Source organism: Oceanisphaera marina (genome assembly GCF_014643915.1).
Classification (GTDB): Bacteria; Pseudomonadota; Gammaproteobacteria; order Enterobacterales; family Aeromonadaceae; genus Oceanimonas; species Oceanimonas marina.
In genome coordinates this window covers 1-26,968 of the sequence record NZ_BMKE01000020.1, presented here as the reverse complement: position 1 = coordinate 26,968, position 26,968 = coordinate 1, and the positions used below count along the sequence as shown (strand labels likewise).

Sequence of the window (26,968 nt, the reverse complement as noted above, 5' to 3'; positions counted from 1 at the left end):
TCACAGGGATGCCGGTACGGCTAGATGCCCGACAATGCCAGAAAAAAGCCGGCAATGGCAGCAGACATCAGGTTCGACAGTGTACCGGCCAGTATGGCTTTCAGGCCTAGGCGGGCAATATCATGGCGCCGACTGGGTGCCATGCCGCCCAGCCCACCGAGTAAAATAGCCACCGAAGCCAGGTTGGCGAAGCCGCACAAGGCAAACGAGATAATGGCCTTGGTATGCTCCGTCATGGCCTGGCCTGTGGTGGCGACCAGCAGCTCGTTCCCCAGATAAGGCGCGAAGTTAACATAGGCAACAAACTCGTTGAGCACCAGCTTTTGCCCAATAAAGGAGCCCGCCACCACCGCCTCATCCCAGGGCACCCCAATTAAAAATGCCAGAGGTGCAAATAGCCAGCCCAACAGCAGCTCCATGCTCAAGTCTTCGACACCAATCAGTTCGCCCAGGCCGCCCAGCATGCCATTCAGCAAGGCAATCAAGCCAATAAAAGCCAGCAACATGGCCCCCACGTTCAATGCCAGCAGCATACCAGAACTGGCCCCGGTGGCAGCAGCGTCAATGATATTGACCGGCTTGTCGGTGTCATTCGTGCCCGTCAGCTCGGCATTGGCCAAGGTTTCGTTGCTGGCCGGGGTTTCGGTTTCGGGAATGAGCAGTTTGGCAAACAACAGTCCGCCGGGGGCGGCCATAAAAGAAGCGGCTATCAGGTATTCCATCGACACCCCAATGGCCGCATATCCCGCCAATACCGAACCGGCGACCGAGGCCAGGCCACCGCACATAACGGCAAACAGTTCAGAGCGGGTCATGGTGGCAATAAAGGGGCGCACCACCAGTGGTGCTTCGGTTTGCCCGACAAAAATATTCGCGGTGGCCGATAACGACTCGGTACGCGAGGTGCCCAGCAAGCGCTGCAAGGCACCGCCCAGCAGACGGATCACCCATTGCATCACGCCGATGTAATACAGCACCGCAATCAGGGTCGAGAAAAAAATGATGATCGGCAGTACCCGCACCGCGAAAATAAAGCCCAGCCCGCTCTCGAACGCGGCCTCTCCTACCAGCCCTGCAAACAGGAAATCCATGCCGTCATTGGCATAGGCAATCACCTGCGCGACTCCTGCCGACAGAGCTTGCAGCATCTCCTTGCCCAGCGGCACATACAATACCAGGGCTCCCAGGCCCAGCTGCAAGGCAAATGCACCACCCACAGTACGCAGCCGAATGGCACTTCTGTTACTGGAGAATAACAAACCAATGAGCACCAGGCTCAGCATGCCGACCAGACTCATGATCAATGTCATCGCACTATCCCTTTGATTTAATAATCAAACTCACTGCCAAGCAGTATAGGTGTGCGTGTTCGATAATCGAGCGACAACATCACAAAAGCGGGAAAACACCCTCGCCAGGCACCGAGTTAACTACTCGCTGAAATCGAATAACTGGTTGACGTTGCTCTCGAGTTGCTCGGCCAGCAAGGCTTCATCCTGCTGACGCAGCTCGGCCAGGGCGGTGAGGACTCGCGGTAGTTGTGCCGGATGATTGGGCTGGCCCTGAAAACCACACAAGGGCATATCGGGGGCATCGGTTTCCAGTACCAGAGCCTCTACCGGCAACGCCGCCACGGCCTGACGGGTTTTATTGGCTCTGTCGTAGGTAATGGTACCGCCCACACCGATATGGATGCCCAGCATCCAAAAGGTCTCCGCCTGTTGAACGGATCCTGAAAAACCATGTACCACGCCGCCCTTTACCGGGTAGCGGCGCAGCCATTTCAACACTCTGTCGTGAGTGCCATGGCTGTGCAGTATGACCGGCAGCTGATACTGGATTGCCAGCTCAAGCTGGGCAATCAGGGCCGTTTCCTGAATGTCGGGTGCCAGTGTCAGACTACGATCCAGCCCCATCTCTCCAACGGCCACACAACGGTTATCGGCGTTGTCCAATGCCTTGGCAAGTGTGCTCTGCCAGGCGGTCGATGCCCTGGCCAACCACCAGGGATGCAAGCCCAACGCATAATACAGCCCTGGGTGGGCCGCACATAGCAGGGGCAAGTCTGGCCATTGCGCTTCTTCAATGCCGGGGATCACCAACCTGTGTACGCCCACCAATTGTGCGCGCCGCCAGTGCTGTGCACGGTCTGGCTCGAAGGCGGCAAAATCGAAGTGGCAGTGACTGTCGGTCATCAGCATGAAAGCCTCCTTGCGCTCACTCACTCGTTCGATAAAGGAAGACAAAAACGCCGGCTACAAGGCCGGCGTTACAATATCAAAGCACGGTAACCGTCGGCTTAGTGTTCGCGGGTTTTGCTGAACTGAATATCGGGGTAACGCTCCTGGGTCAGATTCAGGTTCACCATGGTGGGGGCGATGTAGGTCAGGTTATCGCCGCCATCCAATGCCAGGTTTGCTGACACCTTGCGCTCGAATTCATCCAGCTTCTTGGCATTGTCACAATATACCCAGCGCGCGGTAGAGACGTTAATCGCCTCGTAAAGGGCGTCTACGTTATATTCCGACTTCAAGCGGGCTACCACCACATCAAACTGCAGCACACCCACGGCACCGACGATCAGATCGTTGTTATCGAGTGGACGGAACAACTGCACCGCGCCCTCTTCCGACAACTGTACCAGCCCTTTCAGCAGCTGCTTTTGCTTGAGCGGATCACGCAAGCGAATACGACGGAACAGTTCGGGGGCGAAGTTGGGAATACCGGAAAACTTCAGGTCTTCCCCTTGAGTAAAGGTATCGCCAATTTGAATGGTACCGTGGTTATGCAAGCCGATGATATCGCCGGCAAACGCTTCTTCGGCTCGCTCTCTATCGCCCGCCATGAAAGTGACCGCATCGGAAATATTCACGGTCTTACCCAACCGCACATGTTTCATCTTCATGCCCTGGTTATAGGTGCCAGAAACGATACGCATAAAGGCGATACGGTCACGATGACGCGGGTCCATGTTGGCCTGGATTTTAAATACAAAACCTGAAAACTTCTCTTCACCGGCCTCGACATCACGCTCCTGGGTAGGTCGCGGCATGGGCGCGGGCGCCCAGTTACTAAAGCCGTCCAGCACATGATCCACACCGAAGTTGCCCAACGCGGTACCAAAATATACTGGCGTCAACTCGCCAGCCAGAAACAACTCCTGATCAAATTCGTTGGACGCCCCCATCACCAACTCAAGCTCTTCACGCAAGTCGGCAACCTCTTTCTCGTCCAGAATGTCATTCAACGCCGGATTATCCAGACCTTTGATGACCCTGATATCTTGAATGGTGTGCCCCTGACCTGGCTGATACAGAATGATTTCGTCATTTTTAAGGTGATACACGCCTTTAAACCACTTGCCACTGCCGATAGGCCAGGTAATGGGCGCGCACATCATGTTCAGTTCGGTTTCCACTTCATCAAGCAGCTCCATGGGATCACGAATATCCCGATCCAGCTTGTTGATAAAGGTAATAATGGGAGTGGTGCGCAGCCGCGTGACTTCCATCAGCTTGCGGGTTCTGTCTTCCACCCCTTTACCGCCATCAATCACCATCAGGCAGGAATCCACTGCCGTCAGCGTACGGTAGGTATCTTCCGAGAAGTCTTCATGGCCCGGAGTATCCAGCAGGTTGATCAAACAACCGTTATAAGGAAACTGCATCACAGAGGTGGTCACCGAGATGCCCCGCTCTTTTTCCATCTCCATCCAGTCAGACTTGGCATGCTGGTTAGAGCCACGGCCTTTTACGGTACCGGCACTTTGAATGGCCTGGCCGTGCAGCAATACTTTTTCGGTAATGGTGGTCTTACCCGCATCCGGGTGCGAAATAATGGCGAAAGTGCGGCGTTTGGCGACTTCCTGTAGAAATTGCGATGATGACATGGTCGGATTTCTTCTACTTTGATGAAAGAGCAAAGGGCCAAACTGGGCCTCACTCGGGGAACGACAGATAAAACGGCGGCTATTGTCGCCGATCCGCGGCGGATCCTCAATCAACAGTTAGGCTTTCCTCTGAAAAGGACAATGGTAACCGGACACTTCACCCACCACTGGCTTGCCGTTATTATGTCCTTTTTCATCAAGGGGTCGCACTCTTATGTCTCGTGCTTACTGTTCGCATTGTCATCTACCCCAAAGTGCCTGCCTGTGCGCTCATGTCGTGACTCAGCCCTGCCCGTTACCCCTGGTGATATTACAGCACCCGCTGGAAGCCAGACACGCCAAAAGTACGGTGCCGCTGCTGCGTCTGGCCCTGCCCGACATCCGCGTCGAGATTACCGAGCAACTGGCTCCGCTGCCACCACTGTCTCGGGGTGACTGGTGGCTGCTGTATCCGGGCCCCCAGGCACTGGATCTGGACAGCGAAGAAGGCGGACAAGCCAGCTCAGGTATTGGCGGCCTTGTGGTGCTGGATGGTACCTGGCGTAAAACCCGGCGTTTGTTGCACATGAATCCCTGGCTACGTCAATTACCCTGCCTGAGCTTCAGCCAGGCCCCTGAAGGCGCCTATCACATTCGCAAGGGTCCGGGCGGCCAGGCACTGTCGACACTGGAAAGTGTCAGTCATGTACTGCACCGTTTGCAGCCAGACTTTGTCACGGCGCATTTGCATACCTTGTTAGCGGCCCGTGTACGGCAATTTGAAGCGAGAACCACCGCCGGCGATACCTGATAAATAAATAGCTCAGACACCACTTCAGACGCCGAGTACGGCGACGGCCAGCGCCCCGATGAAACTCTTTAGCATATCCGATACATTTTTCAGAATTTAACTGCTCATTTGATCACAAAATCCGCTATCATTACGCCGCCTGATGTTAGGTGAATGTTTTTTAATCAGTATTGCATCGATAAAAAGGCCCACCACCTTGAAAATCGTAAGTAATTGATAAGGTTAAGATTAATGCTTTGTGAAAATGTAAAATCAGGCTTTGCAAGCGTATTAATATAATTTAACTGTTAAATAGCATTGACATTCATCACGTAATTGAAAAAAATCTACACACAAATTGTCAACATTTTGATTTTTGAAAAGTACACAATTTGAACACAAGAAGGCAGCGCATGTGGTCTCAGCCCCCAGCTCAAAGTAAGCTGGGCACCTGTTTCGATGCGCTAGGGTCCCAACTAATAAATATGAAACAGAGAAGGTAAGACCATGGAAGCGTATCTGCTGGAATTTGGTAACTTGTTGATAAGATGGCTGCACGTCATCGCAGCCATCGCATGGCTGGGTGAGTCAATTTACTTCGTTATGCTGGATAACGGCCTGAAGCCACCCAAGGGTGAAGCCTGCAAGAAAAAAGGCGTATTCGGTGAAATGTGGGCCGTACACGGTGGTGGTTTCTACCACAATCAAAAGTACGCAAGCAGCCCGGAAGATCTGCCAGAAGATCTGCATTGGTCATTCTGGAAGGCCTACACCACCTGGTTGTCAGGTTTTGGTCTGTTCACCCTGTTATACCTGACCAAGCCCAGCTTCTACCTGGTCAATCGTAACAGCCCGTGGGAATGGGCCGCCAACATGACCGGCACCCAGGCCAACATTGCCGCTCTGGCGTTCCTGCTGTTAGGTTGGATTATCTATAACGAGCTGTGTAAGCGCATCAGCCCCAACATGACCCGCGATGGTATCCTGAGTATTGCCGTTGCCGTGATGATGGTTGTGGTGGCTTATTTAAGCACGCACATCTTCTCTGGCCGTGCCGCCTTCCTGCTGACCGGTGCCGTAATGGCGACAGCCATGTCTGCCAACGTGTTCTTCTGGATCATCCCGGGCCAGCGCCGCATGGTTAATGCCATGAAGGCCGGTGAAAAACCAAACCCGATCGATGGTTTGCGCGGTAAGCAGCGTTCTGTACACAACACCTACTTCACCCTGCCAGTAGTATTGTTGATGCTGAGCAACCACTATGCCTTCACCTTTACTCACTCTCTGTCCTGGGTGATCATGGTGCTGTTTATCTTTGCCGGTGCCCTGATTCGTCAGTACTTTGTACTGATGCACGGCGGCAAAATCCGTCCGGGTTACCCGATTGCCGGTGTGGCATTGATTCTGGTTGCCGTCTGGATTGGTGCGCCGACTGCCAAGAAAGCAGTACAGGCTCCGGTGACGCCTGTAGAGCAGACCCAGACCAGTGTTGCAGCGACTGACGATGCAACCGTTGAAGGTGAGCAAGCAGACGCTGGCGAAGCAGCAACCGAAGCCGCTGCTTCTGGCGCTGTAACACTGGCGCAAGTAGAAACCATCATGAACAACCGTTGTGTCGAGTGTCATGCGGTAAACCCGACTCAGGCTGGTTTTGCTGCTGCGCCTCTTGGCATTCTGCTGGACTCGCCAAAGGAAATATTGTTGCAGGCTGATCACATCAAGCAAGTGGTCGCCAGTAAATATATGCCTTTGGGTAACATGACCCAGATGACAGATGAAGAGCGTGACATGATTGCTGCCTGGAATGGCCAGTAAGTTAGTCAACGCCAATTAAACAAGGCCCGCCCCGTGCGGGCCTTGTTGTTTCTGCCCCCCTGCTTCCCTGCATTTTCCGTGTGCCTGCACAGCCAACAATGCAGAGCAAAAAAAGCATACCTAAACCCTTCCTTTTAAATGCCTTATATCCAAGGTTATATTAAGATTATTTAAGAATAACATAACAATGCAGCGCAAAATTCAGGCTACAATCGAAGCCTCGCCATCATCTATTGATAGGCCGAGATCTTTTACTCACTCGAGGATTTTGCTGATGAATACATCTCATCTGGATATGCACGAAAAAATCTGCGTTGTTACCGGAGCCGCCAGAGGGTTAGGACGCACAATTAGCGAAACCCTGGCCAAAGCAGGAGCAAAGCGCGTTTATGCCTGCGATATCAATATGGCACCGGCAGAAAGCTGGATTGGCGATTACAGCAATATCTCTGCCATTACCCTGGATGTGTGTAACAGCTCAGCCCTCAATACCTTGAGCAAGCGCATTCTCGATGAGCAAGGCCGTGTCGATGTGCTGGTGAATAATGCCGGCATTACCCGCGATGCGCTGCTCACCAAGATGACGGAAACAGAGTGGGATCAGGTGCTGGACGTCAACCTGAAAGGGGTATTTCTGATGACTCAGGCCATGCTGCCATTGATCAAGGTTCAGGCCAAAGGCAGCATAGTGAGCATTTCATCAGTCGTGGGCACAGACGGCAATATTGGCCAGACCAACTATGCGGCCAGCAAAGGCGGTATTATTGCCATGACCAAGGGCTGGGCCAAAGAGTTGGTGCACGGAGGAGCACACATTCGCGCCAATTGCATCGCCCCTGGCTTTATCAATACCGAAATGACACAAGCCGTGCCCGAGAAGGTGCTGGAGAAAATGACGGCGCGTATTCCATTGGGTGCGTTGGGCGAGCCACAGGATATTGCCGAAGGGGTGCTGTTTTTAGCCAGTGACCGCGCGCGATACATCACGGGGCAAGTACTGAAAATAGACGGCGGCCTGGTGCTGTAAGAGATTAATCATCGCGGGCCACCTGGTTAAAACGACAACACCAAACCCGAGGTTTGGTGTTTTTTTATTGTTGGCCACCTGATGATATTTAGCGTAATGCTGGGCGGCTGGATGCTGTGGTTTGCACTTCGCTTAAATGGAGGTGTTGACGCAACCGCCTTGCCAGCGCATCAATGGTCATATTTAACGCCGCACATACCAGTAACAGCAGCATGGCGCGATCCAGGCGAAACTCACTGAAGGCCGAATCGATGTAAAAGCCCAGGGTGGGAATACCCAACATGCCGAGAATAGCCGTTTCTCGCACCAGGTTTTCAAAACGATACAGGCTGTAGGCCATAAAGGGGCGATACAAACGCGGCAACACTTCAAACAGGTAGAGGTTAACGCCTGTGGGCGCGTCTTCTCTAAACCTCAAGCTGTTCAGGTGGTGGCCCAGCAAGTGCGCAATAATAGCGCCATTGTGCAGCCCCAGTGCCGCTATGGCCGGTAACATGCTGGGCCCCAGCAACAAGGTACCGATAAAGGCCAGTAAATATTCCGGCAAGGCACGCATCAGCACCAGGCCCAAATGGCTGCCAATCCGGGTCCCCCTATTGCCAAATCGGCGCGAAATGGCCGGAAACCATAACAAGGCCAATACGGCCATCACCACCAGAGCCAACAAGGCCAGCACCAGGGTATTCAACAAACCGGGCGCAATCTGCTCTGCCCACAAGCTTTGCAACCAGGGCAGGAATTCACCCCATTCTCCACTGCGCAGCGGCGTGGGCACGATATCTTGAGTAAAAAAGCGTACCGTCAGCGGCCAGTTAAAAACGGCCTGAGGCGGCAACCACCATAAAGCCGCCGCTAAATACGCCAGCAGCAACCTGGGGCGCCACCACCACTTCAACGTGGCAATCAGCAATACCAGCGCGTAAAAAAAACTGGCCGCTTCGGCGTAATACCCCTGACGCAGCAGCGATTCCAGGTGATACCCCAAGGTGGGCAGGCCAATAAAGCCCAACACCGCCGAGCTGCGAATGCCACACTCCAGGCGATAACCGATATAACTGGACATTTGTCGCCAGCACAGTGGCAATTGTAAAAAGCACAACCGGGAACACCAACCCGGCTTTTCTCCCGAATCGGCGAACAATGCCTGCTCGGGAGCCGGATCGGCCTCTTCAAACAGCTCGCCAAATACCTTGGCAAAGGTACCGGCGTAAGGCAGGGCGATAGCCAATACGCCAGTCAGTGGCGAAATGCCCAGCAACTGGATAAACAGCAAGGCCCAGAACAGCTCGTGCACCGCCCGCAGGCCCGCCGCCAGACGGCGAATAGCGCCACGGCGATAGCCTGCCGCCAGCAGCAACCCCGCCCCCGCCCCCAGCGCGACCCCTTGCAGCGCAAAGGCCAGGGTATTGGCCAGTGCCGCCCCCAGAATGGAGAGCGGCGGCCAGCTAGGCAGCAGCAACCCGGCACCCAGCCGTGTCAGCTCAAACCAGGGATCGAATGCACTGATGGATAAATCGGCCCAGGGCAAACACGCCACCGCCAGCAACACAAACAGCAGACTGCTGTGCACCATGGCACGATTGGGACGAGAAACAGACATCAAGTCGTTTGGTACAAGTCGCTGAGCTCACCCGCGTTTAGCGACTGGGCCGGTGCATCCAGTACCACTCGTCCGGCCCGCAGGCCGATGATGCGCGTGCAGTGAGTGAGCGCTTGCTCGATATTATGCAGCGCCAGCACCAGAGTTTGATGCCGCGCGCATAACAGCTGCAACAGAGCATCGGCCTGGCGTTCATCCAGTGCCGATACCGGCTCATCGCCAATAAAGATGGTTTTTTGCTGATACAGGGCACGGCCCAGACTGACCCGGCTTTGCTGACCGCCCGATAACCGCTCGGCCGGCTGCCATAACTGGTCCTGCAACCCAAGCTGATCGGCCAGCTCACCAATTTCAGCCCTGGGCCTGGCCTGGGGGCGAATCAGGTTCGCCAGGTTATACCAGGCCGAATAACGGGCAAGGCGCCCCATGTAAATATTATGGAACGCCGACAACACCGGCACCAGGCCGGGCTGCTGTGGACACCAGGCCACCTCGCTGGCACGCAACTCGCGCATACTGCGCAGCAAGGTGCTCTTGCCGGTACCGGACTTGCCCAGCAATGCCACCCGCTCACCCTGGTGTATCTTCAGGGTGAGCTCATGCAGCACCGGGCTGGCACCATAGCCCAGATCCTGTTGTTGAAACTGAAACAGGCAGTTATCGGCACTCATGTGCACCTGGTACCCTTAATCATTCCACAACCAGCAGAGATTTGGCGTCCACTATTTGTCATCCATGATGCCAATGGCCACGGCGGTATCGCGAATAGGGGAATAATCCTGATTGGTGGCTTTTACAAACCCCGAGCGAGGAAAGGCCGCCAGCAAGGCCGGATCCGTCATGTCCAGCAAGGCTTGTTGTACCTTGTCTTTAAAACCGGTACCAAAGCGCGCGTCTACATCGCCGCGTATGGTCCACTGATAATCCGGATAACTCGGCGAGGCCCAAATCACCTTGACCTTGCTGGTATCTATGTTGCCCTTGGCAAGTTCAGCGTCCCACACTGCGTAGTTCAAGGCACCCACTTCAAAGGCACCAGACTGCACCAGACTAATGGTGCGGTTATGGTCGCCGGAAAAGCCGACGCGCGAGAACAGTTCATTCGGAGCCTTGCCGTAGTGCTCACGCAAGAAGAACTCGGGCATCAGGCGGCCAGACGTCGAGCCTTTGTCACCAAAGGTAAAGCGCTTGCCGGCCAACTCGGTTGGCAACTGCTCACTTCTCTCTAATCCGGTGCTGGTGTGGGCAATAATGTAACTGACGAACTCGGTATCTTCTTTACCCTGGGCGATGGCCTCGCTATTGGGCACCAGTTCGCGCGCCTGTACGCCGGTCAGACCGCCAAACCAAGCAAGCTGTACCTGATCATTACGAAACGCGCTGACGGCAGCGGGATAGCTTTTGACCGGTATATATTCAACCTCGACACCCAGCTTGTCGCTCAGGTAGTCGGCAATTTTGCCAAAGCGCTCGGTGAGGTGACGCTCGTCCTGATCGGGAATGGCAGTAAACACAAAAGGCTGGGCTTGCGCGGGAACAGCAACGGCTCCGGCCAGACACAAGATGGTCAAACAAAGAGGACGCAATCGTCCCAAAATACGAGCAACCAAACAATCCATGATAATCATCGTCCAAAATTAGCGGGGGTAACGATTATATCTTATGTAAAGGGTCAGCGATCATTTGTACGCATACAGCAGCAAAAAATTCACCAGCCAGCGCTGAAAACAAGCTTCGCGGCGCTCTAGCCAGTGTGTACTCTGCCCAGATCACGGCAAGTTAGCCCACCCAGCCGTTCACCAACGCCATATACACCAGGGTGCCGGTTAAAATACTGAGCAAGGCCTGTCGGCGCCATAGCTGCAACACCGCCACCACCACCACCGCGATGATCTGTGCATAACCATCACTGGGCTGGTTCCAGTTATGCACATTCATGGCATACAGGGTCAGCAGTACCATCATGGCGACCGGCAAGCGGCGGCCAAGTATTTGAATGCGCCTGTGATGAGCAATAAAGCCACGGGCCACAAAAGGAAACGCCCGCAAACCAAAGGTAACCGCCGCCATGATCAGGGCACTGATCAGATAATCCAGTTCGCTCATGCCTCTTTCTCCTGTAACCGAGGTTGTGGCCATGCCAGCAGTACCAATACCAGCATGATGGACGCCGCCAACAGGAAGTACTCACTGACCCAGACTCCCGCAACAACCGCGGAGACCAGCCCCAGGAGCACGGCCCCCCAATCTTTTCTGGCCCGTATTTGTTCTACCGCCAGCACCGCAAACAAGGCAGTCAACGCAAAGTCCAGCCCTTGCAAGCCAGGCGGCAGCCCCCGCGCCAGCACTATGCCAATCAGGGTACCCAATACCCAGTAGCATTGGTTAAACAGCACCACTTGCAGCGCGGTTTTACTGTCGGTTACCTGACCCGGAGCACTGAGCAACGAATAGGTTTCATCGGTAATACCAAAGATAAAATAGGGACGACCCAAGATGCCTTTGGGCAGCAGGTGATACAAAGACAGGCCATAGAACAAATGACGAAAGTTAACCAGTAATGAAGCCACCGCCAGATCAATCCAGCCAATGCCCGCCGCCAGCATGCCCACGGCCAGATATTGCAAGGCGCCCGCATATACAATAATGCTTATCAAGGGAGCCCAGTACCAGGCGAGACCCGCGTCTACCCACAGCACACCAAATACGGCCCCCAAGGGTAAATAGCCCATCATTACCGGAAATGTGAGCGGCAAGGCACTACGCCAACTGGTCATTTACTTTCCTTAATAACTATAAAGCGCTAAAAAATAAGGGATTTATTAGTCTTTAGCAAGGAAATAGCCACTCGAAAGGCAACAGATGCAGATTAACATTCATTAAGCCTCACCTCATATCACATACTATGGGCGATCAGGAAACGCCAGCATAAAGCGGGTGCTCCCCTTATCGCTCTCAACCCACACCCGGCCCTGATGCAGCTGCATGATCGAGCGCACAATCGACAGGCCCAGACCACCGGTTTGACCGGGGTTGGCACGGGAGGGGTCACAGCGATAAAAGCGTTCGAACAGGAGTGCTAACTGCGTCTCGGCGATGACCGGGCCCTGATTACTCACCCGGATGACCCTTTGTCCCGGCATTTGATAACTGCTTATCCGAATGGGCTGCCCCTTGGCACCGTAGCGCAGGGCATTGCTGATCAGGTTAGCCAGTGCACGGCGCAACAGGTCTTCATCGGCCCAGACCCGGGCCGCTGGCGGTAAGTGTGCCTCGGTTAACTTGCTCATCTCGTTGTGCAAGACCATATCGGCTTCTTCGGCCATGCCCTCGAAGTATTCACACAACTGGGTGGTCAACTCCGACAGATCGACCCAGCGCTGATTCATCGACGCCTTGGGTTGCTCGGTTCTGGCCAAAAACAGTATGCTGTCGACCATGCGCGACAAGCGTTCGTATTCTTCTTGGTGAGATGCCAGCAGCCCTTCGTATTCTTCCAGCGGCCGAGGTTTGCGCAAGGTATGCTCGGTTTGTCCCATCAAGTTGCTCAAGGGGGTGCGCACTTCATGGGCCAGATCTTCAGAGAAACGCGACAATTGGGCAAACCCCTCTTCCAGACGCGCCAGCATCTGATTCAGGCTATCCTGCAGACCCTGTAATTCCTGAGGTAAATCGGCCTGGTTCAAACGCACATGTAACCGGCGCACATCAATCGTCTCGGCCTTGCGCCCCAGCGCTCGCAAGGGTTGCAAAGCACGCCGACTGACCCAACCGCCCAGCACAAACGCCAACAAGGCACCCACCGCCAGCGTGACCAGTAATTTCAGCCGATAGGCGGCCAGCATTTGCTCCCGTGGTGCCAGCAACTTGCCGGCAATCAGCAACAGCGGCTGGCCTTCATGCTCAAGATACCGCCATGCCAGCCGCGCCTGCTTGTTATCATCAAAGCCCAATTGTGAGTGTTCACTACGGCCAAGTTCGGGTAAGGGTAACTGCCCGGGATTCACGCTGATCAAGGCCTCGCCCGTGTCATCCAATACCCATAGCAGACTGTCTTGATTACCCAGCATATTGGCGTACAACTGCGGCCGACTACGCAGCTCGGTCACGCTGTCGCTCTCGCCCAACAGTGCCTCTATGTGCTCCAGGCGCCCGAGCAGGCTTTGATCATCACGCCACACCAACTCTCGTTGCAGCGAGTAATTCAGGTAAAAACCTATGCCGCCCAGTAAGCAAACACTGACTACGGCAAACATCAGCGCCAGTTTCAGGCTCAGGGAGTTGCGCCACCCTCTCACGTACGCACCTCACACACATAGCCCATGCCGCGCATGGTATGAATAAGCTTGGGCTGATAGCCGTCGTCTATTTTGGCGCGCAATCGACGAATAGCCACATCCACCACATTGGTGTCGCTGTCAAAGTTCATGTGCCACACCTGAGAGGCAATATAGGTGCGAGACAGCACTTCCCCCTGATGACCGAGCAACAGCTGCAGCAGGGTAAACTCCTTGTTGGTCAGCTCGATGCGCTGTCCTGCTCGCGTTACGCGCCGGCTCAGAGATTCCAGCTGTAAATCGGCCAGCTGGAATAAGGTGACTTCGCGTACCGGTGCACGCTGCAATAGCTTGCGTGCCCGCGCCAGCAATTCGGCAAACGAAAACGGTTTGGCCAGATAATCATCGGCGCCCTGCTCCAGGCCTCGCACTTTGTCTTCTACCGCATCGCGGGCACTGAGAAAAATAACCGGCGTGCTGGAGGTACGGCGAATAATCTGCAGCAGCTGCCAGCCATCCAGTCCCGGTAGCATGATATCGAGAATAATCAGATCAAAATGCCCCTCTCGGATCAGAAACTCGCCTTCTCGTCCATCAAAGGCAACTTCCACCGAATAGCCGGACTCACTAAAACCTTTTTTCAGATAATCAGCTATTTTAGCCTCATCTTCCACGACAAGTATTTTCATGGTGACCTTCCCCTTTTTCGGTGCGTGGCAGTGAATAGTCGTCACTTTATCACTGTTGACTTATCTGCCGATAACCGGATCCAGAAAGATGACAGCTTTGTAATAAACCGGTAATGGGTTTGATAGCCAGGTGCAGGCATGATGAGTCCAGAACACACGCACGCCTTGGTAAATGACCAGGCGAGCAGGAAATTAAGGTCTCACCTTAATCATGCTATCAACTCGAGGAAATCCTATGAAACAACTTAAATATGTTATGGCCGGTGCCATGCTGGCCGGTGCTTCCAGCTTTGCCTTTGCCGCAGGCAATCCTTTGAGCGTACACGTACTCAACCTGGAAAACGGTTTGCCGTCACCAGGCGTACAAGTCGTACTGGAACAAAAGCAGGGTGATGACTGGGCTCAACTCAATACCGGCGTGACCAACGAGCAAGGTCGCATCACCGCCTTATACCCGGAAGGTAAAAAGCTGGAGCAAGGTACCTATCGCGTTACCTTTGAAACCGGCGAATGGTTCAAGAAGCACGATACCGAGACGTTCTTCCCTGAAATTCCGGTTATCTTCTCTGCCGATGCCAGCGTAGAGCATTACCATGTGCCCCTGTTGCTGAGCCCTTACGGCTTCTCTACCTATCGCGGTAACTAAGCCTCTGCCCTAAGGCATTAAGATTTGTTTTACCCTGTATAATTCAACACCAGCCCCAGGGCTGGTGTTGTCGTTGGCATTTCCCAGCTGGATTAAAATACCCACCAACCGCAGTAAAAGAGCAGTGCAATAAAAAAGGGAGCCGAAGCTCCCTTTTTTCATGTTTTCAAAACGATTACAGCGCCTTGAGGATGTTATCCACGCTGTCTTTGGCATCGCCAAACAGCATGGTGCTGTTTTCACGGAAAAACAGCGGGTTTTGTACCCCGGCATAACCGGTATTCATGGAGCGTTTGAATACGACCACCTGCTGGGCCTTCCACACTTCCAGCACCGGCATGCCGGCAATGGGGCTGGCGGGGTCTTCTGCCGCAGACGGGTTAACGGTATCGTTGGCACCAATCACCAGTACGGTATCGGTATCGCCGAAATCATCGTTGATTTCATCCATCTCCAATACGATGTCGTAAGGGACCCGTGCTTCAGCCAGCAAGACGTTCATGTGTCCGGGCAAGCGCCCGGCCACCGGGTGAATACCGAAGCGTACTTTTACGCCCGCGGCCTGCAGCTTGGAGACCAGCTCGGCCACTGGATATTGCGCTTGGGCCACCGCCATGCCATAACCCGGGGTGATAATCACCGAGCTGGAGTTTTTCAGCATGTCGGCCACATCTTCCGCCGTCACTTCAACATGCTCACCCTGCTCTTCATCACCGCTGCTGGCGGTGTCATCGGAGCCAAAACCACCGGCAATCACCGAAATAAAGGAGCGGTTCATGGCCTTGCACATAATGTAAGACAGAATGGCACCGCTGGAACCCACCAGAGCACCGGTGACGATCAGCAAGTCGTTGGACAGCATAAAGCCTGCCGCCGCCGCTGCCCAACCCGAGTAGGAATTCAGCATGGAGATCACCACCGGCATATCAGCACCACCGATGCTGGCCACCAGGTGCCAGCCAAAGGCCAGTGCGATCAGGGTCATCACCAATAACGGGAAGGTAGAACCTTCTACCTGCACAAACCAGATCAACAGCAATGCCGACACCACCACCGCCAGCAGATTCAGCTTGTGACGGTGAGGCAGTTGCAGTGCCTTGGAGGAAATCACCCCGCGCAACTTGCCAAAGGCGACAATGGAGCCGGTAAAGGTGACCGCACCAATAAACACGCCCAAAAAGACTTCGGTATTGTGAATATTGAGCATGGCACCGAACAGCGGCTCATGATCCAGATAAGTATTAAAACCGACAAACACTGCCGCCAAACCCACAAAGCTGTGCAAGATGGCGATCAGTTCGGGCATTTCGGTCATTTCGACCTTAAGCGCCAGACGAATACCAATGGCGGCCCCTATGGCCATGGCCACGATAATCCAGCCCAGTCCCGTGATTTCCGGGTTGAAAATGGTGGCCAGCAGCGCAATAGTCATGCCCGCTACCCCATACCAGTTACCGGCCTTGGCCGACTCCTGCTTGGATAAACCGCCCAAGCTCAAAATAAAGAGCACGGCGGCAACAATATAAGACGCAGTTACAAGTCCTTGTGACATTCTATTAGCCCTTTCTAAACATCTTCAGCATGCGGTGTGTCACGGTAAAACCGCCGAACACGTTAATTGACGCTATCAGTATCGCCACAAAGGCCAGAAAACTGACAAAGCCACCGTTTCCTACCTGAGACAAGGCGCCCACCACGATGATCCCCGAAATGGCGTTGGTCACCGACATCAGGGGCGTGTGCAGCGAGTGGGATACGTTCCACACCACGTAGTACCCCACGATGCAGGCCAGTACAAATACGGTGAAATGCGATAAAAACTCCGCCGGTGCCACGGCGGCCAACCAGGCAAACAGCAAGACGCCAATGCCCCCCAGGTAATATTTGAGGTTGCCAGGCGCTTTTGGCTCGGGCTTGGCCTGAGGCTGCGCGCTGGCTTGTGCCTTGGGAGCGGCAGACACGCTGATGGCCGGCGGCGGGAAAGTCACTTCGCCGTCTTTGACCACCGTCATGTTGCGCAGTACCACGTCGTCGAAGTCGACCTTGATATTGCCGTCTTTTTCCTTGCACAGCAGTTTGGCCAGATTCACCAGGTTGGTGGCATATAAAGTGGAAGACTGGGTAGGCAGGCGACCGTTGAGGTCGGTATAACCGATAATCTTGACGCCGTTGTCGGATACGAACAGCTCGCCCGGCTGAGTCAATTCGCAGTTGCCGCCGTTTTGCGCCGCCAAGTCCACGATTACCGAACCGGGCTGCATGTTGGCCACCATGTCGGCAGTAATCAGCTTGGGCGCCGGCTTACCGGGAATAAGCGCCGTGGTGATGATAATGTCGACTTCCTTGGCCTGCTGCATAAACAGCGCCATTTCCGCATCGATAAACGCCTGGCTCATCTCTTTGGCGTAACCATCGCTTGAGTCTGAATCTTCTTCATAATCCAGCTCTAAAAACTCGCCGCCCATGGAGTTGATTTGTTCTTTTACCTCGGGGCGAGTATCGAAGGCGCGCACCACGGCACCCAGTGAACCGGCGGCACCAATGGCCGACAGGCCGGCCACACCGGCACCAATCACCAGCACCTTGGCCGGTGGCACCTTGCCGGCGGCGGTGATCTGACCGGTAAAAAAGCGGCCAAATTCGTGAGCGGCTTCCACTACCGCGCGGTAACCGGCAATGTTGGCCATGGAAGACAGCGCATCCAGTGACTGAGCACGCGAGATACGCGGCACCATGTCCATGGCCAGCACGGTCACGCCTTTGTTTTTCAGCTGCTCGACCAATTCTGGATTCTGTGCCGGCCAGATAAAGCTGACTAGCGTAGTGCCTGCTTGCAGCCGCTCGATTTCCTCGGCAGTGGGGGCATTCACCTTGTAGATAATGGCCGCTTGCCATACCTGGCTGGCATCCGCCAACGTGGCACCCGCGGCTTGGTAGGCGCTATCGTCAAAGCTGGCCAAACTGCCCGCGCCCTGCTCGATGCACACCTCAAACCCCAGTTTGCGTAGCTGCTCTACCGACTTGGGGGACGCAGCCACCCGAGTCTCGCCGCCAAGCGTTTCCTTTGGAATTGCGATTAACATAATACATCCCTAATTAATGTTGATATTGCCACCAGGCCCATTGCTTGCCTGGCGTTAAGCAAGCTGCTTGTTCCGTCCATAAGCCGCATTCACTTATAGGTACTCGCCCAAAGGCCGCACCTGACTCGACGGTTTGCTACTTTTCACCCACCTTAAAGCACGCATCGCGCGGTTCGATACCACAAACCACTCGATTGCTCCCAAACAAAAAGGCGTAACAAGTCAATAAAGTTGCATAAAAATAGTGTGCAGCCTGCACACTATATATTTATCTTCACCTGAAAATAAACCTGTTTTTGGTCAAGTTTTAACTTGCTCTCCTACGTTAGCATTGATTGCCGTCCAAGATGGCAAGGTTTTAGCGCCCAGGATCACAAAAGAGAAAGCCAGCCCCCACCTCCAGCCTGACCGATGAAGGCTCCATGAAAAACGGCCAGCTATACAGCTGGCCGCGAAGTAAAACACAGGCTGAGCAATGGCAACCGCCAGGCCGCCAAAAGCATTATTTTTAGCTTACTTTACAAAGAGATACCAATAAAAAAACAGCAAATTGAAACCGGCAAAAAATAGTATCCCTACCCAGCTCAGGGCAATCATGCCCCGCCCCAGACGATAACGCTCGGGAACCTGCGGCAGCCTCATTAATCGATAATTCAGCCAGGCAAACACCAGCGCACTGATAAAGGCAGAAATCATCGCCAGTTCCAGCATGGCCAGTAAGGCACCTTTAAAAAACATGATAATAAAGGCGCTGATAATGCCCATGGCAATCATCAAGGGGTAGGTATAGCGACTCCCCTTGCCGGTAGGGCCGCTGCCCTGGGGCTGGCCAAACTGCACAAAACACTCGCTCAAGGCACGGCTGTAGCCGTCCAGTACCGTCACGGTTGTAGAGAACATGCATAAAAATGCGATTAGAGCGATCAGCCAACGGCTCCATTCACCGATCACACTGGCATAAACATCAACCAGCTGATGAGCAAAGCCAATGCCCGAGGTGGCCAGGCTGGTACCACTGCCATGCAACACCAGGGCACCCAGGGCAACAAAGGCCAGCGCCAGCAAGGTAGAAGTAATGTAGCCGACGTTAAAATCCACCAGCGCATCTTTGTAGTCCAGGCTGTTGTTCAGGGCTTTTTTCTGCCGTAGCCAGACGCTGTTCCAGGAAGAAAGTTCAATAGGAGCCGGCATCCAGCCCATTAATGCCACCAGAAAGCCGACCGAGGCCAGATTCCACGGGCTGGGGGATACAAAATCGGGGGGAGCCACGCCGCCCTTGTTCAGGGCGATACACACCGCCGTCACAGTAGCAATGGCCAGGCCGACGATAATCCATTTGGTCACCTTGTCGAGGGTCTTGTAATGGCCGGTCAGCAAGAACACCAGCGAGCCGGCCAGCACTATCATGCTGAGCTGGGTGACGGTCAGGCTGTCGCCGATAAACAAGCCCAGAATGCTGCCGCACAGCATGGCCACGCCGGCGGCGCTAATCACCGCAGCTACCAGGTTCAACGTGGTAAATAAATAGAGATAGCCGCGACCAATGCGATCGTAACCCTGGATCAGGGTTTCATCTGCCGCCATGGTGTAGCGCGCGCCGATTTGAAAAAACGGATATTTAAGCAGGTTGACCAACAAGATAAGGCCCACCAGCTGCCAGCCATAAATGGCGCCGGCCTGGGTTGAGGCCACCAGGTGCGAGCCACCGATGGCGGCAGCAGCCCCAAGAATGCCGGGGCCCAGCACCTGCATGTAGTGACTTATGCTGCGGGTGTCATCTTTCGCAACATCAATTAACTCTGACATCTTTAATACCCTGTCTGTTAGCTTTGCTTTTCACATAAAAAAGAAAGTAAAAGGCCACAGGGGAATGGATAAATCAACTGGTTTTTGTATTCACACACCACCCATTGAAACATAAAGAACCAATACAAAACATACAAATAGAATCTTAACCTAACGCAGAGGCGCTTCACCAACCGGACTGACTAAATGATGTTTATATGCCCTATATAATACGGAACAGGATGTTTGGCATATTTCACTATTCATCACCCAAAGCCGAACCCAGCATCCAGAGTCCGGCAACAGGCTGACTGCCTTGCAAGGTAAACGGAATGGATTCTCTGCGCCCGGCTTTGTCTATTTGTAACGCCAGGTGTAAATGAGGCCCTGAGCTATAACCGGTGTCGCCCGACGCCGCAACCCGCTGCCCCACCTTAACGCGATCCCCCCTGCGCACGCGTAGCGATCCGGCTTGCAAGTGAGCATACAAAGTCATGGTACCGTCGGCATGACGCAGACGCAGGTGATTGGACTTGCCACGATATTGTGGCGCCAGTCCGCCGCCAGTATGCGTATCCACCGCAGCGATGACGACCCCATCTCGAGTGGCGAACAAAGGCGTGCCCACGGGCAAGGCAATATCCAGCGCATAACGGTTCGACAGCTTGTTATGGCTGAAGTCACCATTAAACCCTTGCGCAATACGATAGCGCCCGGCAACCGGTGAAGCCAAATCATGATGGGCAGAAAAATAAGAGCCGGTGGTTTTATTGCTGACAAAACCGGGGGGCAATGAAATGGAGCGGGCATCCCGTTTGGTTGACGTCTCTGAATGGGCTTGCGCTATATCGTCGTTGCTGTAATCAAAATCATAATCATAGCGCCAGTCCCCACCGGCTTGTGCCGACAATTTGCCAACAAACAGCTCCTCCGTGGGCGGTAGGGTCAGTACCTGCCGCATCGGCTTGGGGATAGTCACGTTGTGTTGGCGAGAAAAGCGAAAGCGCAGATCCACGGCGACGGTCAGTCGATTCAAGACAAAGAAATAATGGCCATCCGGCTTCTCTACCACTCGAACCAGGACGCCATCGCGGTTGAAGGCGTGCTCTTGCCCGCTGGCGGGAAGCGACTTTACGACATATTTTTGATTATCGGTATAATGCACCACGCCATTGGCATCATGATAACGATGTATATCCGCCTGTGCATGCCAGGACCATGGCCACAGGCTGCCAAACAAGACCATACCGAGCCCGATACCAGCCCCTTCTTTCCATAAACCTCTCATTTTTCTGTCCTTGAAAGAGAGTGTGCAACTAAGTATAGAAACAATCAGGCTACTTATTCAGCAATAATGCCATCAATACCGCATCTTCAGCACCAGCCGCACTTTGATAATAATGGCGCCGGCGGCCATTTTCCTGATAACCGCAAGCCTGATACAAAGCCTGGGCCGCCATGTTGGACGCCCTGACTTCCAGCCAGCACTGGGTGATGTGTTGCCGTTCACAAAGATGCAGGTAATGCGTTATCAGCTGGCGACCAAACCCCTGCCCTTGCTGTTCCGGCGCCACACATATATTCATCAGGGTGCTTTCATCCAGTATGCCGTCGGCAATAAAGTACCCCAATAGCTGCTCACTCTTTTCAGTGGCCGCTTGTTGCTGTTGCAACCACAAGGATCCGGTAAAGTAGCGATTGCCAAAGCTGTCAGCCAGCACATTGCGACTCCAGGGATGGGCATGGGCTGCTTGCTCCAGTGCGAGCATGGCATCGAGATCGTCAGGTGTTAATGGGCGAAATACAGGCGACATAAACAACTCCAGAGTGCTTGTTTTTGCTGAGCAGACAAGTCCATCGCCGGCTTGCCGGTATCAGCCATCGGCAGACTGTCATGCCAGTGGAAATGGTTCGAGGCACTGGTGAGATTCAAACCAAGCAATATGGGGGCCAATGGCTGCTTTGCCGCCAGCCAGCTTGCTTCATCCATTACCTGCAACTGGGCCTCGGTTAACGACAGGGCCAGCCTGATATCGGCAATAAAGGTAGCAGACAATATCTTTCCCTGACCAAGGATGATGAGTACCTCGGCGGCCGTCACGGCAGGAGAAGGGGCAAAAGGCAGTCGCTCGGGGTGAGCGCAGTGCCAGGCTGGCAATGCCAGCAGCTGCCAGAGCTGTGTTTGATTCGGCGTCATTTAGCTACTCCATAACGCAAAAAGCCAGCGGTTAGGCTGGCTTTTTGCAAGAAGTTGGCAGGGGCGGAGGGATTCGAACCCCCAACCATCGGTTTTGGAGACCGCCGTTCTACCAATTGGAACTACGCCCCTGCAATACGAAGCGAATTATAAAGATACCTGCTCAAAGGTAAAGTGCTATTTGGCATTAATTGGTTTGTTCGCTTATATTTTCACCGCATTCACAGGATATTTTGCTTATGTTCTACATTTCTTTATAATCTGCACGATTCGCAAGCGCTCGGAGTGACCCCAAAATGCTCATTGCTGTTTTTGAACAGTCCACTGTATTGAGATCCGCCCCTATTGGTGACGGTGAAAGTACCGGCGTTTGCAGTCGATTAGCTCTAATGGCCCCGTATTGGGGCTTTTTTGTGCCCTTCACCTTATACCTGCAAGAGCGTTGCTGATGGCAAATCCCCTATATCAAAAGCATGTAATTTCTATCTCCGACTTCACTCGACCCGAGCTGGAACTGATCATAGATACCGCCGTGAAGCTTAAAACCCAGCCTCATCCCGATCTATTACAACACCAGGTTGTGGCGAGCTGTTTTTTTGAAGCCTCGACCCGTACGCGTTTGTCATTTGAAACCGCGATTCACCGCTTGGGTGGTTCGGTGATCGGCTTTTCCGATAGCACCAGCACCTCACTGGCAAAAAAAGGCGAAACCCTGTCTGATTCGGTCAAAATAATCAGCTCTTATTGTGATGCCTTTGTCGTGCGCCACCCCCAGGAAGGGGCCGCTCGACTGGCTGCCGAGTTTTCTTCTGTACCGGTGATTAACGCCGGCGATGGCTCCAACCAGCATCCCACGCAGACCCTGCTGGACTTGTTTACCATCTACGAAACCCAGGGCACGCTGCAAGGGCTGACCATCGCCTTTGTGGGCGATCTGAAATATGGCCGTACCGTGCACTCGCTCACCCAGGCGCTCAGCCTGTTTGGCTGCAAGTTCTACTTTATTGCCCCTCAAGCCTTGTCCATGCCCAGCTACCTGTGTGATGAGCTGAGCGAAAAAGGCATTAACTTCGAAATTCGTGACAGCATGGAAGAGGTGATGGACGAGCTGGATATTCTGTATATGACGCGAGTGCAAAAAGAACGCTTCGACGAAACAGAATATGTGCATGTGGCATCAAAGTACGTGCTGACCCCAGAAGTACTGGAAGGCGCCAAAGACAGCCTCAAGGTATTGCACCCTCTGCCGCGTATCGATGAAATATCGGCGGCAGTGGATGACACCCCTTACGCTTATTACTTTGAACAGGCAGAGAATGGTGTTTATGCACGCCAGGCCCTGCTTGCCCTGGTACTGAACGAGAGCCTGTGAGAGACATCATGAACAAAAGCCAACTACAAGTTGAAGCCATTCACAATGGCACCGTCATCGACCATATTCCAGCCGGCCAAGGCATCAAGATACTGCAATTGTTCGGGCTGGTGAAAAACCAGGAAAAAATCACCGTCGGTCTTAATCTGCCCTCTCAGGCACAGGGCGCCAAAGATATCATCAAGGTGGAAAATGTTCGGCTCTCGGCCGCACAGGCCAACCAGCTGGCGCTGTTTGCTCCCGATGCCACCGTGAATCTGATTGAAGACTTTGAAGTGGTGGAAAAACTCCAGTTGCAGTTGCCCGAGCGGGTAGAAGGTGTGTTTTCCTGCCCCAACTCCAACTGCATCAGCCATAACGAGCCAGTGAGCAGCAAATTCAAGGTGCGTGCCATCAATGGCCAGGTACGCTTTCGCTGTAGCTACTGCGAAAAGTCCTTCCATCAAGACTTCATGACCTTCTAACTAGCAGCGTTAAGCCATAAGCTAAAGAAAAATCCAAAACCAAAGCCAAGATCCGAATCAGGATCTTGGCTTTTTATGCCTTATTACCGGTATCTCGTTAGCTTTGGTACTGGTAGGCGAACGCTTGCTCTCGCATTTCGCCGAAGGCGGAACACAATCTCTCGCCACGGTATCTAAGCCCTTCGGGCAGCTTTAAGCCGTAGGCTAAACGAACACGGACATTTGATCTTCTCTTATCGCGTATGACGTATGGCGTATGGCGTATGGCGTATGGCGCTGACTTTAACGTTGCCAAAGCCACCTCTGCAAGCCAAGCTATAAGCACCGCTTTCTCGGATCAAAAATAATGAATTTGCTCAACAGCTTGCAACACCACTTTGGATTTTCTAGCTTGCGCCCGGGTCAGCAGGCCGTCATAGAACACATCATGGCTGGTCAATCGGCAGCGGCGATTTTTCCTACCGGCTCCGGTAAATCACTGTGCTACCAGCTACCGGCGGTACTACTGCCGCATCTCACTCTGGTTATCTCTCCATTACTGGCCCTGATGCAGGATCAACTGGCTTTTTTGCGACGCATGAACATTACCGCCGCCAGTATCGACTCCACCCAGAGCGCTGAAGAAAGCCGCAATATCATGCAGGGCGTACGCGACGGACACATCAAAGTGTTGATGATTTCGGTAGAACGGCTGAAAAATGAGCGTTTTCGGCAGTTTATCGGTCAGGTGCCGATTTCATTACTGGTGGTCGACGAAGCGCACTGTATTTCGGAATGGGGCCACAACTTTCGGCCCGATTATTTAAAGTTGCCCACTTATTGCCAGAGTCTCAAGATTCCTCAGGTATTGTTACTGACGGCCACGGCCACCCCTGCCGTTATCAATGACATGCAACAGAAATTTGCACTGCCCGCCAATAACGTGGTGCTGACCGGCTTTTACCGCCCCAACTTATACCTTGAGGTTTTGCCGGTAGCCGAGGCAGACAAGGTCAACACCTTGATAGCACAGCTGCGGCCAGCGCCCGATGCCCCCACCATTGTTTATGTCACACTGCAACACACGGCTGAGCAGGTAGCTGAGCAACTGGTGGCCGCGGGTTTGCAGGCCAGCGCCTATCATGCGGGTATGGATCAGGACAGACGCCAACAACTGCAGCAGGCCTTTATGGCAGGTACCACACCTTGTATTGTGGCCACCATTGCCTTTGGCATGGGAGTCGACAAGGCCGATATTCGCCGCGTAATCCATTTCGATCTGCCCAAGTCGATTGAAAACTACAGTCAGGAGATTGGCCGCGCCGGTCGCGACGGCCAGCCTGCTCGCTGTACTCTGCTGGGCAATCTGGCTGGGCAGAATGTGCTGGAAAACTTTGTGTACGGCGATACGCCCGAGCCCGAGGCCATTCATTCATTGCTGCAACAGTTACCTGCCGCCGGCGAACAGTGGGAAATCATGCCGATACGCCTTGCCAACGACTGCAATATCCGGTTATTGCCGCTGAGAACCTTGCTGGTGTATCTGGAACTGGACCGCATTGTCGAGCCGCAATACAGCTATTATGCCGACTATCGCTTCAAGTTTATGGTTGCCAAAGAAGACATCATAAGCCGCTTCAACCCCGAACGTCAGGCCTTTTTAACGGCCGTCTTTGCCGGTTCACCGATGGCGAGAACCTGGTGTCAGGTCGATTTTGAAGCCATCTGGCAGCAGAGTGGCGGCGAACGCAAGCGCGTGATCAACGCCCTGGATTATTTGCATCAGCAAGGTTTGATCAGCCTGGAAAGCAAACAAATGGTGGAAGTCTACAAGATACTGCAGCCAGCACTGGATCTGGCGGCAGAGACTTATCGTTTGCATCAACTGTTTCAGCAAAAGGAGCACAGCGAAATTGCCCGCCTTAACAAAATGCTCGCATTCTTTGAAAGTGAGCGTTGCCTGAGTCAAGAACTTGCCGCATATTTTGCCGACCATCATGCCCCCGAACACTGTGGTCACTGTTCGGTCTGTGCCGGTAATACCGCACAACTGCCCGCCCCTGCCAAACCAGCCTTGCCGGCACTCGATCAGCTGCAATTCTGGTGCAAACAGCTACAAAAGCAAAGTCCGCAGTCTTTGAGCACGCACACCCTTACCTGCTTTTTATGTGGTATCAGCACCCCAGTGCTGAATCGTTTAAAAGCAAGAAAGCAGCCCGGTTTTGCGCGCCTGGAACAACACCGCTTCAATGAGGTACGCAGCACACTCGCTAGCTTGAACAGCTAAAGCAGTACCGCACCAGGGTAGTCGCGCGTTTCAGCCGCTAAATTCGACAATGCCGGCCCTGGTGCGCTTTACTATGCGGCCATAAAATTTTATATTCTGGTGATCGGTATAACCGACTTCGTTCTCGGGGCGGGGTGAAATTCCCCACCGGCGGTAAAATGACCGGCCATAACAGGCCAACCATTAAGCCCGCGAGCGCCTTACCAGCTGAACTATCAGCGGCAAGGGTCCAGCAGATCTGGTGTAACTCCAGAGCCGACGGTGAAAGTCCGGATGAGAGAGAGCGTCAGACATGTCCTTAATACAGCAGCTTACTACCCCGTCCGGGTGTGGTTTGTGCTGACCAAAGACCTTCGGCTTTTCGCGAAGCATCGCTTCGCCTGATGCCGTACTTGCCTGTACGTTCGCCCTGATTCAGTGATTTTTATAACAGGATTGACCCATGGATCAGAGCTTAACGAATGCAAACGAGTTTAACGTTCGCGACCAACGCATCGCCTTTATTCACGCCTCATGGCACGCCGACATCGTACTGAAGGCGCTGGAAGGTTTTCGCAGCCAGCTTGTCGAGCTTGGCTATGATGTTGACAAGATTGACGTCATTGCCGTGCCCGGCGCCTATGAAATTCCCCTACAGGCCAAGCTGTTGGCTAAAACCGGCCTCTATGCCGCCATCGCTTGCAGCGGCCTGGTGGTTGATGGTGGTATTTATCGTCATGACTTTGTTGCGCAGACAGTGTGTACCGGATTGATGCAGGTACAGCTGGAAACCGAGGTGCCGGTGCTAACCGCCATACTCACTCCACACCACTTTCACGAGCATGATGAGCACCAGCAATACTATAGCCGCCACTTTATACTCAAAGGGCAAGAACTGGCGACGGCCGCCGATGGTGCCATTCGCCTCACGGCCCAGGCCAAATTCATGAGCTAAGCGTATTGTTAGTCGGTAATAAAAACGGGCCCTGGTGCCCGTTTTTATTATTAAGCAGTACGGCATAACCCATGTGGATCTATAATTTCTACATATAGCTACATTCGGGAGCCTGCCATGAAACGGAACTTGTTAGGTCAGTCACTCACGGCCGA

At 53.6% G+C, this 26,968-nt stretch carries 24 protein-coding genes, 1 tRNA gene and 1 riboswitch; of the genes, 8 read left to right on the top strand and 17 right to left on the bottom strand.

Going from position 1 to position 26,968, the window contains the following annotated elements; all coding sequences use genetic code 11:
• Window positions 1-20: 20 nt before the first annotated feature.
• The 3 genes from IEW52_RS11990 to prfC all read right to left on the bottom strand — a co-directional run bounded on the left by IEW52_RS11990 (window position 21) and on the right by prfC (window position 3,889).
• The gene (locus IEW52_RS11990; protein WP_188630311.1) at window positions 21-1,310 is read right to left on the bottom strand and encodes a NupC/NupG family nucleoside CNT transporter; all 1,290 of its coding nucleotides are present in this window, start codon (window positions 1,308-1,310) and stop codon (window positions 21-23) included.
• A 120-nt stretch (window positions 1,311-1,430) separates the two neighbouring features.
• Window positions 1,431-2,201: a TatD family hydrolase gene (locus IEW52_RS11985; protein WP_188630310.1), complete on the bottom strand. Its 771-nt coding sequence runs from the start codon at window positions 2,199-2,201 to the stop codon at window positions 1,431-1,433.
• A 98-nt stretch (window positions 2,202-2,299) separates the two neighbouring features.
• On the bottom strand, window positions 2,300-3,889 hold the full coding sequence (gene prfC, locus IEW52_RS11980) for a peptide chain release factor 3 (protein ID WP_188630309.1): 1,590 nt from the start codon (window positions 3,887-3,889) through the stop codon (window positions 2,300-2,302).
• 214 nt (window positions 3,890-4,103) lie between these two features.
• On the opposite strand from prfC, the gene IEW52_RS11975 reads away from it, so the two are divergent.
• From IEW52_RS11975 to fabG, 3 genes are all read left to right on the top strand, one after another.
• Window positions 4,104-4,679: a tRNA-uridine aminocarboxypropyltransferase gene (locus IEW52_RS11975; protein ID WP_188630308.1), complete on the top strand. Its 576-nt coding sequence runs from the start codon at window positions 4,104-4,106 to the stop codon at window positions 4,677-4,679.
• A 486-nt stretch (window positions 4,680-5,165) separates the two neighbouring features.
• Entirely contained in the window at window positions 5,166-6,473 is a 1,308-nt protein-coding gene (locus IEW52_RS11970; protein WP_188630307.1) for a urate hydroxylase PuuD, read from the top strand.
• A gap of 274 nt (window positions 6,474-6,747) precedes the next feature.
• The gene (gene fabG / locus IEW52_RS11965; protein WP_229667926.1) at window positions 6,748-7,500 is read left to right on the top strand and encodes a 3-oxoacyl-ACP reductase FabG; all 753 of its coding nucleotides are present in this window, start codon (window positions 6,748-6,750) and stop codon (window positions 7,498-7,500) included.
• Window positions 7,501-7,588: 88 nt separating this feature from the next.
• Here fabG and IEW52_RS11960 read toward each other — a convergent pair whose 3' ends face one another.
• The 7 genes from IEW52_RS11960 to IEW52_RS11930 form a co-directional block, all read right to left on the bottom strand.
• Entirely contained in the window at window positions 7,589-9,100 is a 1,512-nt protein-coding gene (locus tag IEW52_RS11960; RefSeq protein WP_229667925.1) for a PhnE/PtxC family ABC transporter permease, read from the bottom strand.
• The gene (locus IEW52_RS11955) at window positions 9,100-9,771 is read right to left on the bottom strand and encodes an ATP-binding cassette domain-containing protein (protein ID WP_188630306.1); all 672 of its coding nucleotides are present in this window, start codon (window positions 9,769-9,771) and stop codon (window positions 9,100-9,102) included. Before IEW52_RS11955 ends, IEW52_RS11960 begins: the two co-directional genes overlap by 1 nt.
• A 51-nt stretch (window positions 9,772-9,822) precedes the next feature.
• Entirely contained in the window at window positions 9,823-10,719 is an 897-nt protein-coding gene (locus IEW52_RS11950; RefSeq protein ID WP_188630305.1) for a putative selenate ABC transporter substrate-binding protein, read from the bottom strand.
• Window positions 10,720-10,879: 160 nt separating this feature from the next.
• Window positions 10,880-11,206 (bottom strand): branched-chain amino acid transporter permease, encoded by a 327-nt coding sequence (locus tag IEW52_RS11945; RefSeq protein WP_188630304.1) that lies wholly within the window; start codon window positions 11,204-11,206, stop codon window positions 10,880-10,882.
• Window positions 11,203-11,877, bottom strand: a complete 675-nt coding sequence (locus IEW52_RS11940; RefSeq protein WP_188630303.1) for an AzlC family ABC transporter permease — start codon at window positions 11,875-11,877, stop codon at window positions 11,203-11,205. Before IEW52_RS11940 ends, IEW52_RS11945 begins: the two co-directional genes overlap by 4 nt.
• 126 nt (window positions 11,878-12,003) lie before the next feature.
• Entirely contained in the window at window positions 12,004-13,398 is a 1,395-nt protein-coding gene (locus IEW52_RS11935; protein ID WP_229667924.1) for a heavy metal sensor histidine kinase, read from the bottom strand.
• Window positions 13,395-14,066, bottom strand: coding sequence for a heavy metal response regulator transcription factor (locus IEW52_RS11930; protein WP_188630302.1), 672 nt, complete (start codon window positions 14,064-14,066; stop codon window positions 13,395-13,397). The genes IEW52_RS11935 and IEW52_RS11930 overlap by 4 nt, the downstream gene beginning before the upstream one ends.
• A 235-nt stretch (window positions 14,067-14,301) precedes the next feature.
• Between IEW52_RS11930 and uraH the strand changes: the two genes are divergently transcribed.
• On the top strand, window positions 14,302-14,712 hold the full coding sequence (uraH, locus tag IEW52_RS11925) for a hydroxyisourate hydrolase (protein ID WP_188630301.1): 411 nt from the start codon (window positions 14,302-14,304) through the stop codon (window positions 14,710-14,712).
• 175 nt (window positions 14,713-14,887) lie between these two features.
• Here uraH and pntB read toward each other — a convergent pair whose 3' ends face one another.
• The 7 genes from pntB to IEW52_RS11890 all read right to left on the bottom strand — a co-directional run bounded on the left by pntB (window position 14,888) and on the right by IEW52_RS11890 (window position 21,909).
• The gene (pntB, locus tag IEW52_RS11920) at window positions 14,888-16,264 is read right to left on the bottom strand and encodes a Re/Si-specific NAD(P)(+) transhydrogenase subunit beta (RefSeq protein ID WP_188630300.1); all 1,377 of its coding nucleotides are present in this window, start codon (window positions 16,262-16,264) and stop codon (window positions 14,888-14,890) included.
• A gap of 4 nt (window positions 16,265-16,268) precedes the next feature.
• Entirely contained in the window at window positions 16,269-17,795 is a 1,527-nt protein-coding gene (locus IEW52_RS11915; protein WP_188630299.1) for a Re/Si-specific NAD(P)(+) transhydrogenase subunit alpha, read from the bottom strand.
• Window positions 17,796-18,308: 513 nt separating this feature from the next.
• Window positions 18,309-19,601, bottom strand: coding sequence for an Nramp family divalent metal transporter (locus IEW52_RS11910; RefSeq protein WP_188630298.1), 1,293 nt, complete (start codon window positions 19,599-19,601; stop codon window positions 18,309-18,311).
• Between the two features lie 238 nt (window positions 19,602-19,839).
• A complete protein-coding gene (locus IEW52_RS11905; RefSeq protein WP_188630297.1) occupies window positions 19,840-20,868 on the bottom strand; it encodes a peptidoglycan DD-metalloendopeptidase family protein in 1,029 nt (342 codons plus the stop codon).
• Between the two features lie 49 nt (window positions 20,869-20,917).
• Window positions 20,918-21,394, bottom strand: coding sequence for a ribosomal protein S18-alanine N-acetyltransferase (rimI, locus tag IEW52_RS11900; RefSeq protein ID WP_188630296.1), 477 nt, complete (start codon window positions 21,392-21,394; stop codon window positions 20,918-20,920).
• Window positions 21,370-21,777: a DNA polymerase III subunit psi gene (locus IEW52_RS11895; protein WP_188630295.1), complete on the bottom strand. Its 408-nt coding sequence runs from the start codon at window positions 21,775-21,777 to the stop codon at window positions 21,370-21,372. Before IEW52_RS11895 ends, rimI begins: the two co-directional genes overlap by 25 nt.
• A gap of 55 nt (window positions 21,778-21,832) precedes the next feature.
• Window positions 21,833-21,909 (bottom strand) — tRNA-Trp (locus tag IEW52_RS11890).
• A gap of 316 nt (window positions 21,910-22,225) precedes the next feature.
• Here IEW52_RS11890 and pyrB point away from each other — a divergent pair.
• From pyrB to IEW52_RS11870, 4 genes are all read left to right on the top strand, one after another.
• Window positions 22,226-23,149 (top strand): aspartate carbamoyltransferase, encoded by a 924-nt coding sequence (pyrB, locus tag IEW52_RS11885; protein ID WP_188630294.1) that lies wholly within the window; start codon window positions 22,226-22,228, stop codon window positions 23,147-23,149.
• A 5-nt stretch (window positions 23,150-23,154) separates the two neighbouring features.
• A complete protein-coding gene (gene pyrI / locus IEW52_RS11880) occupies window positions 23,155-23,613 on the top strand; it encodes an aspartate carbamoyltransferase regulatory subunit (RefSeq protein ID WP_188630344.1) in 459 nt (152 codons plus the stop codon).
• A 352-nt stretch (window positions 23,614-23,965) separates the two neighbouring features.
• Window positions 23,966-25,879, top strand: coding sequence for a RecQ family ATP-dependent DNA helicase (locus IEW52_RS11875; protein ID WP_229667929.1), 1,914 nt, complete (start codon window positions 23,966-23,968; stop codon window positions 25,877-25,879).
• Window positions 25,880-25,995: 116 nt separating this feature from the next.
• A riboswitch (FMN riboswitch) is annotated at window positions 25,996-26,168 on the top strand.
• A 153-nt stretch (window positions 26,169-26,321) separates the two neighbouring features.
• Window positions 26,322-26,813, top strand: coding sequence for a 6,7-dimethyl-8-ribityllumazine synthase (locus tag IEW52_RS11870; RefSeq protein ID WP_188630292.1), 492 nt, complete (start codon window positions 26,322-26,324; stop codon window positions 26,811-26,813).
• Window positions 26,814-26,968 lie beyond the last annotated feature (155 nt).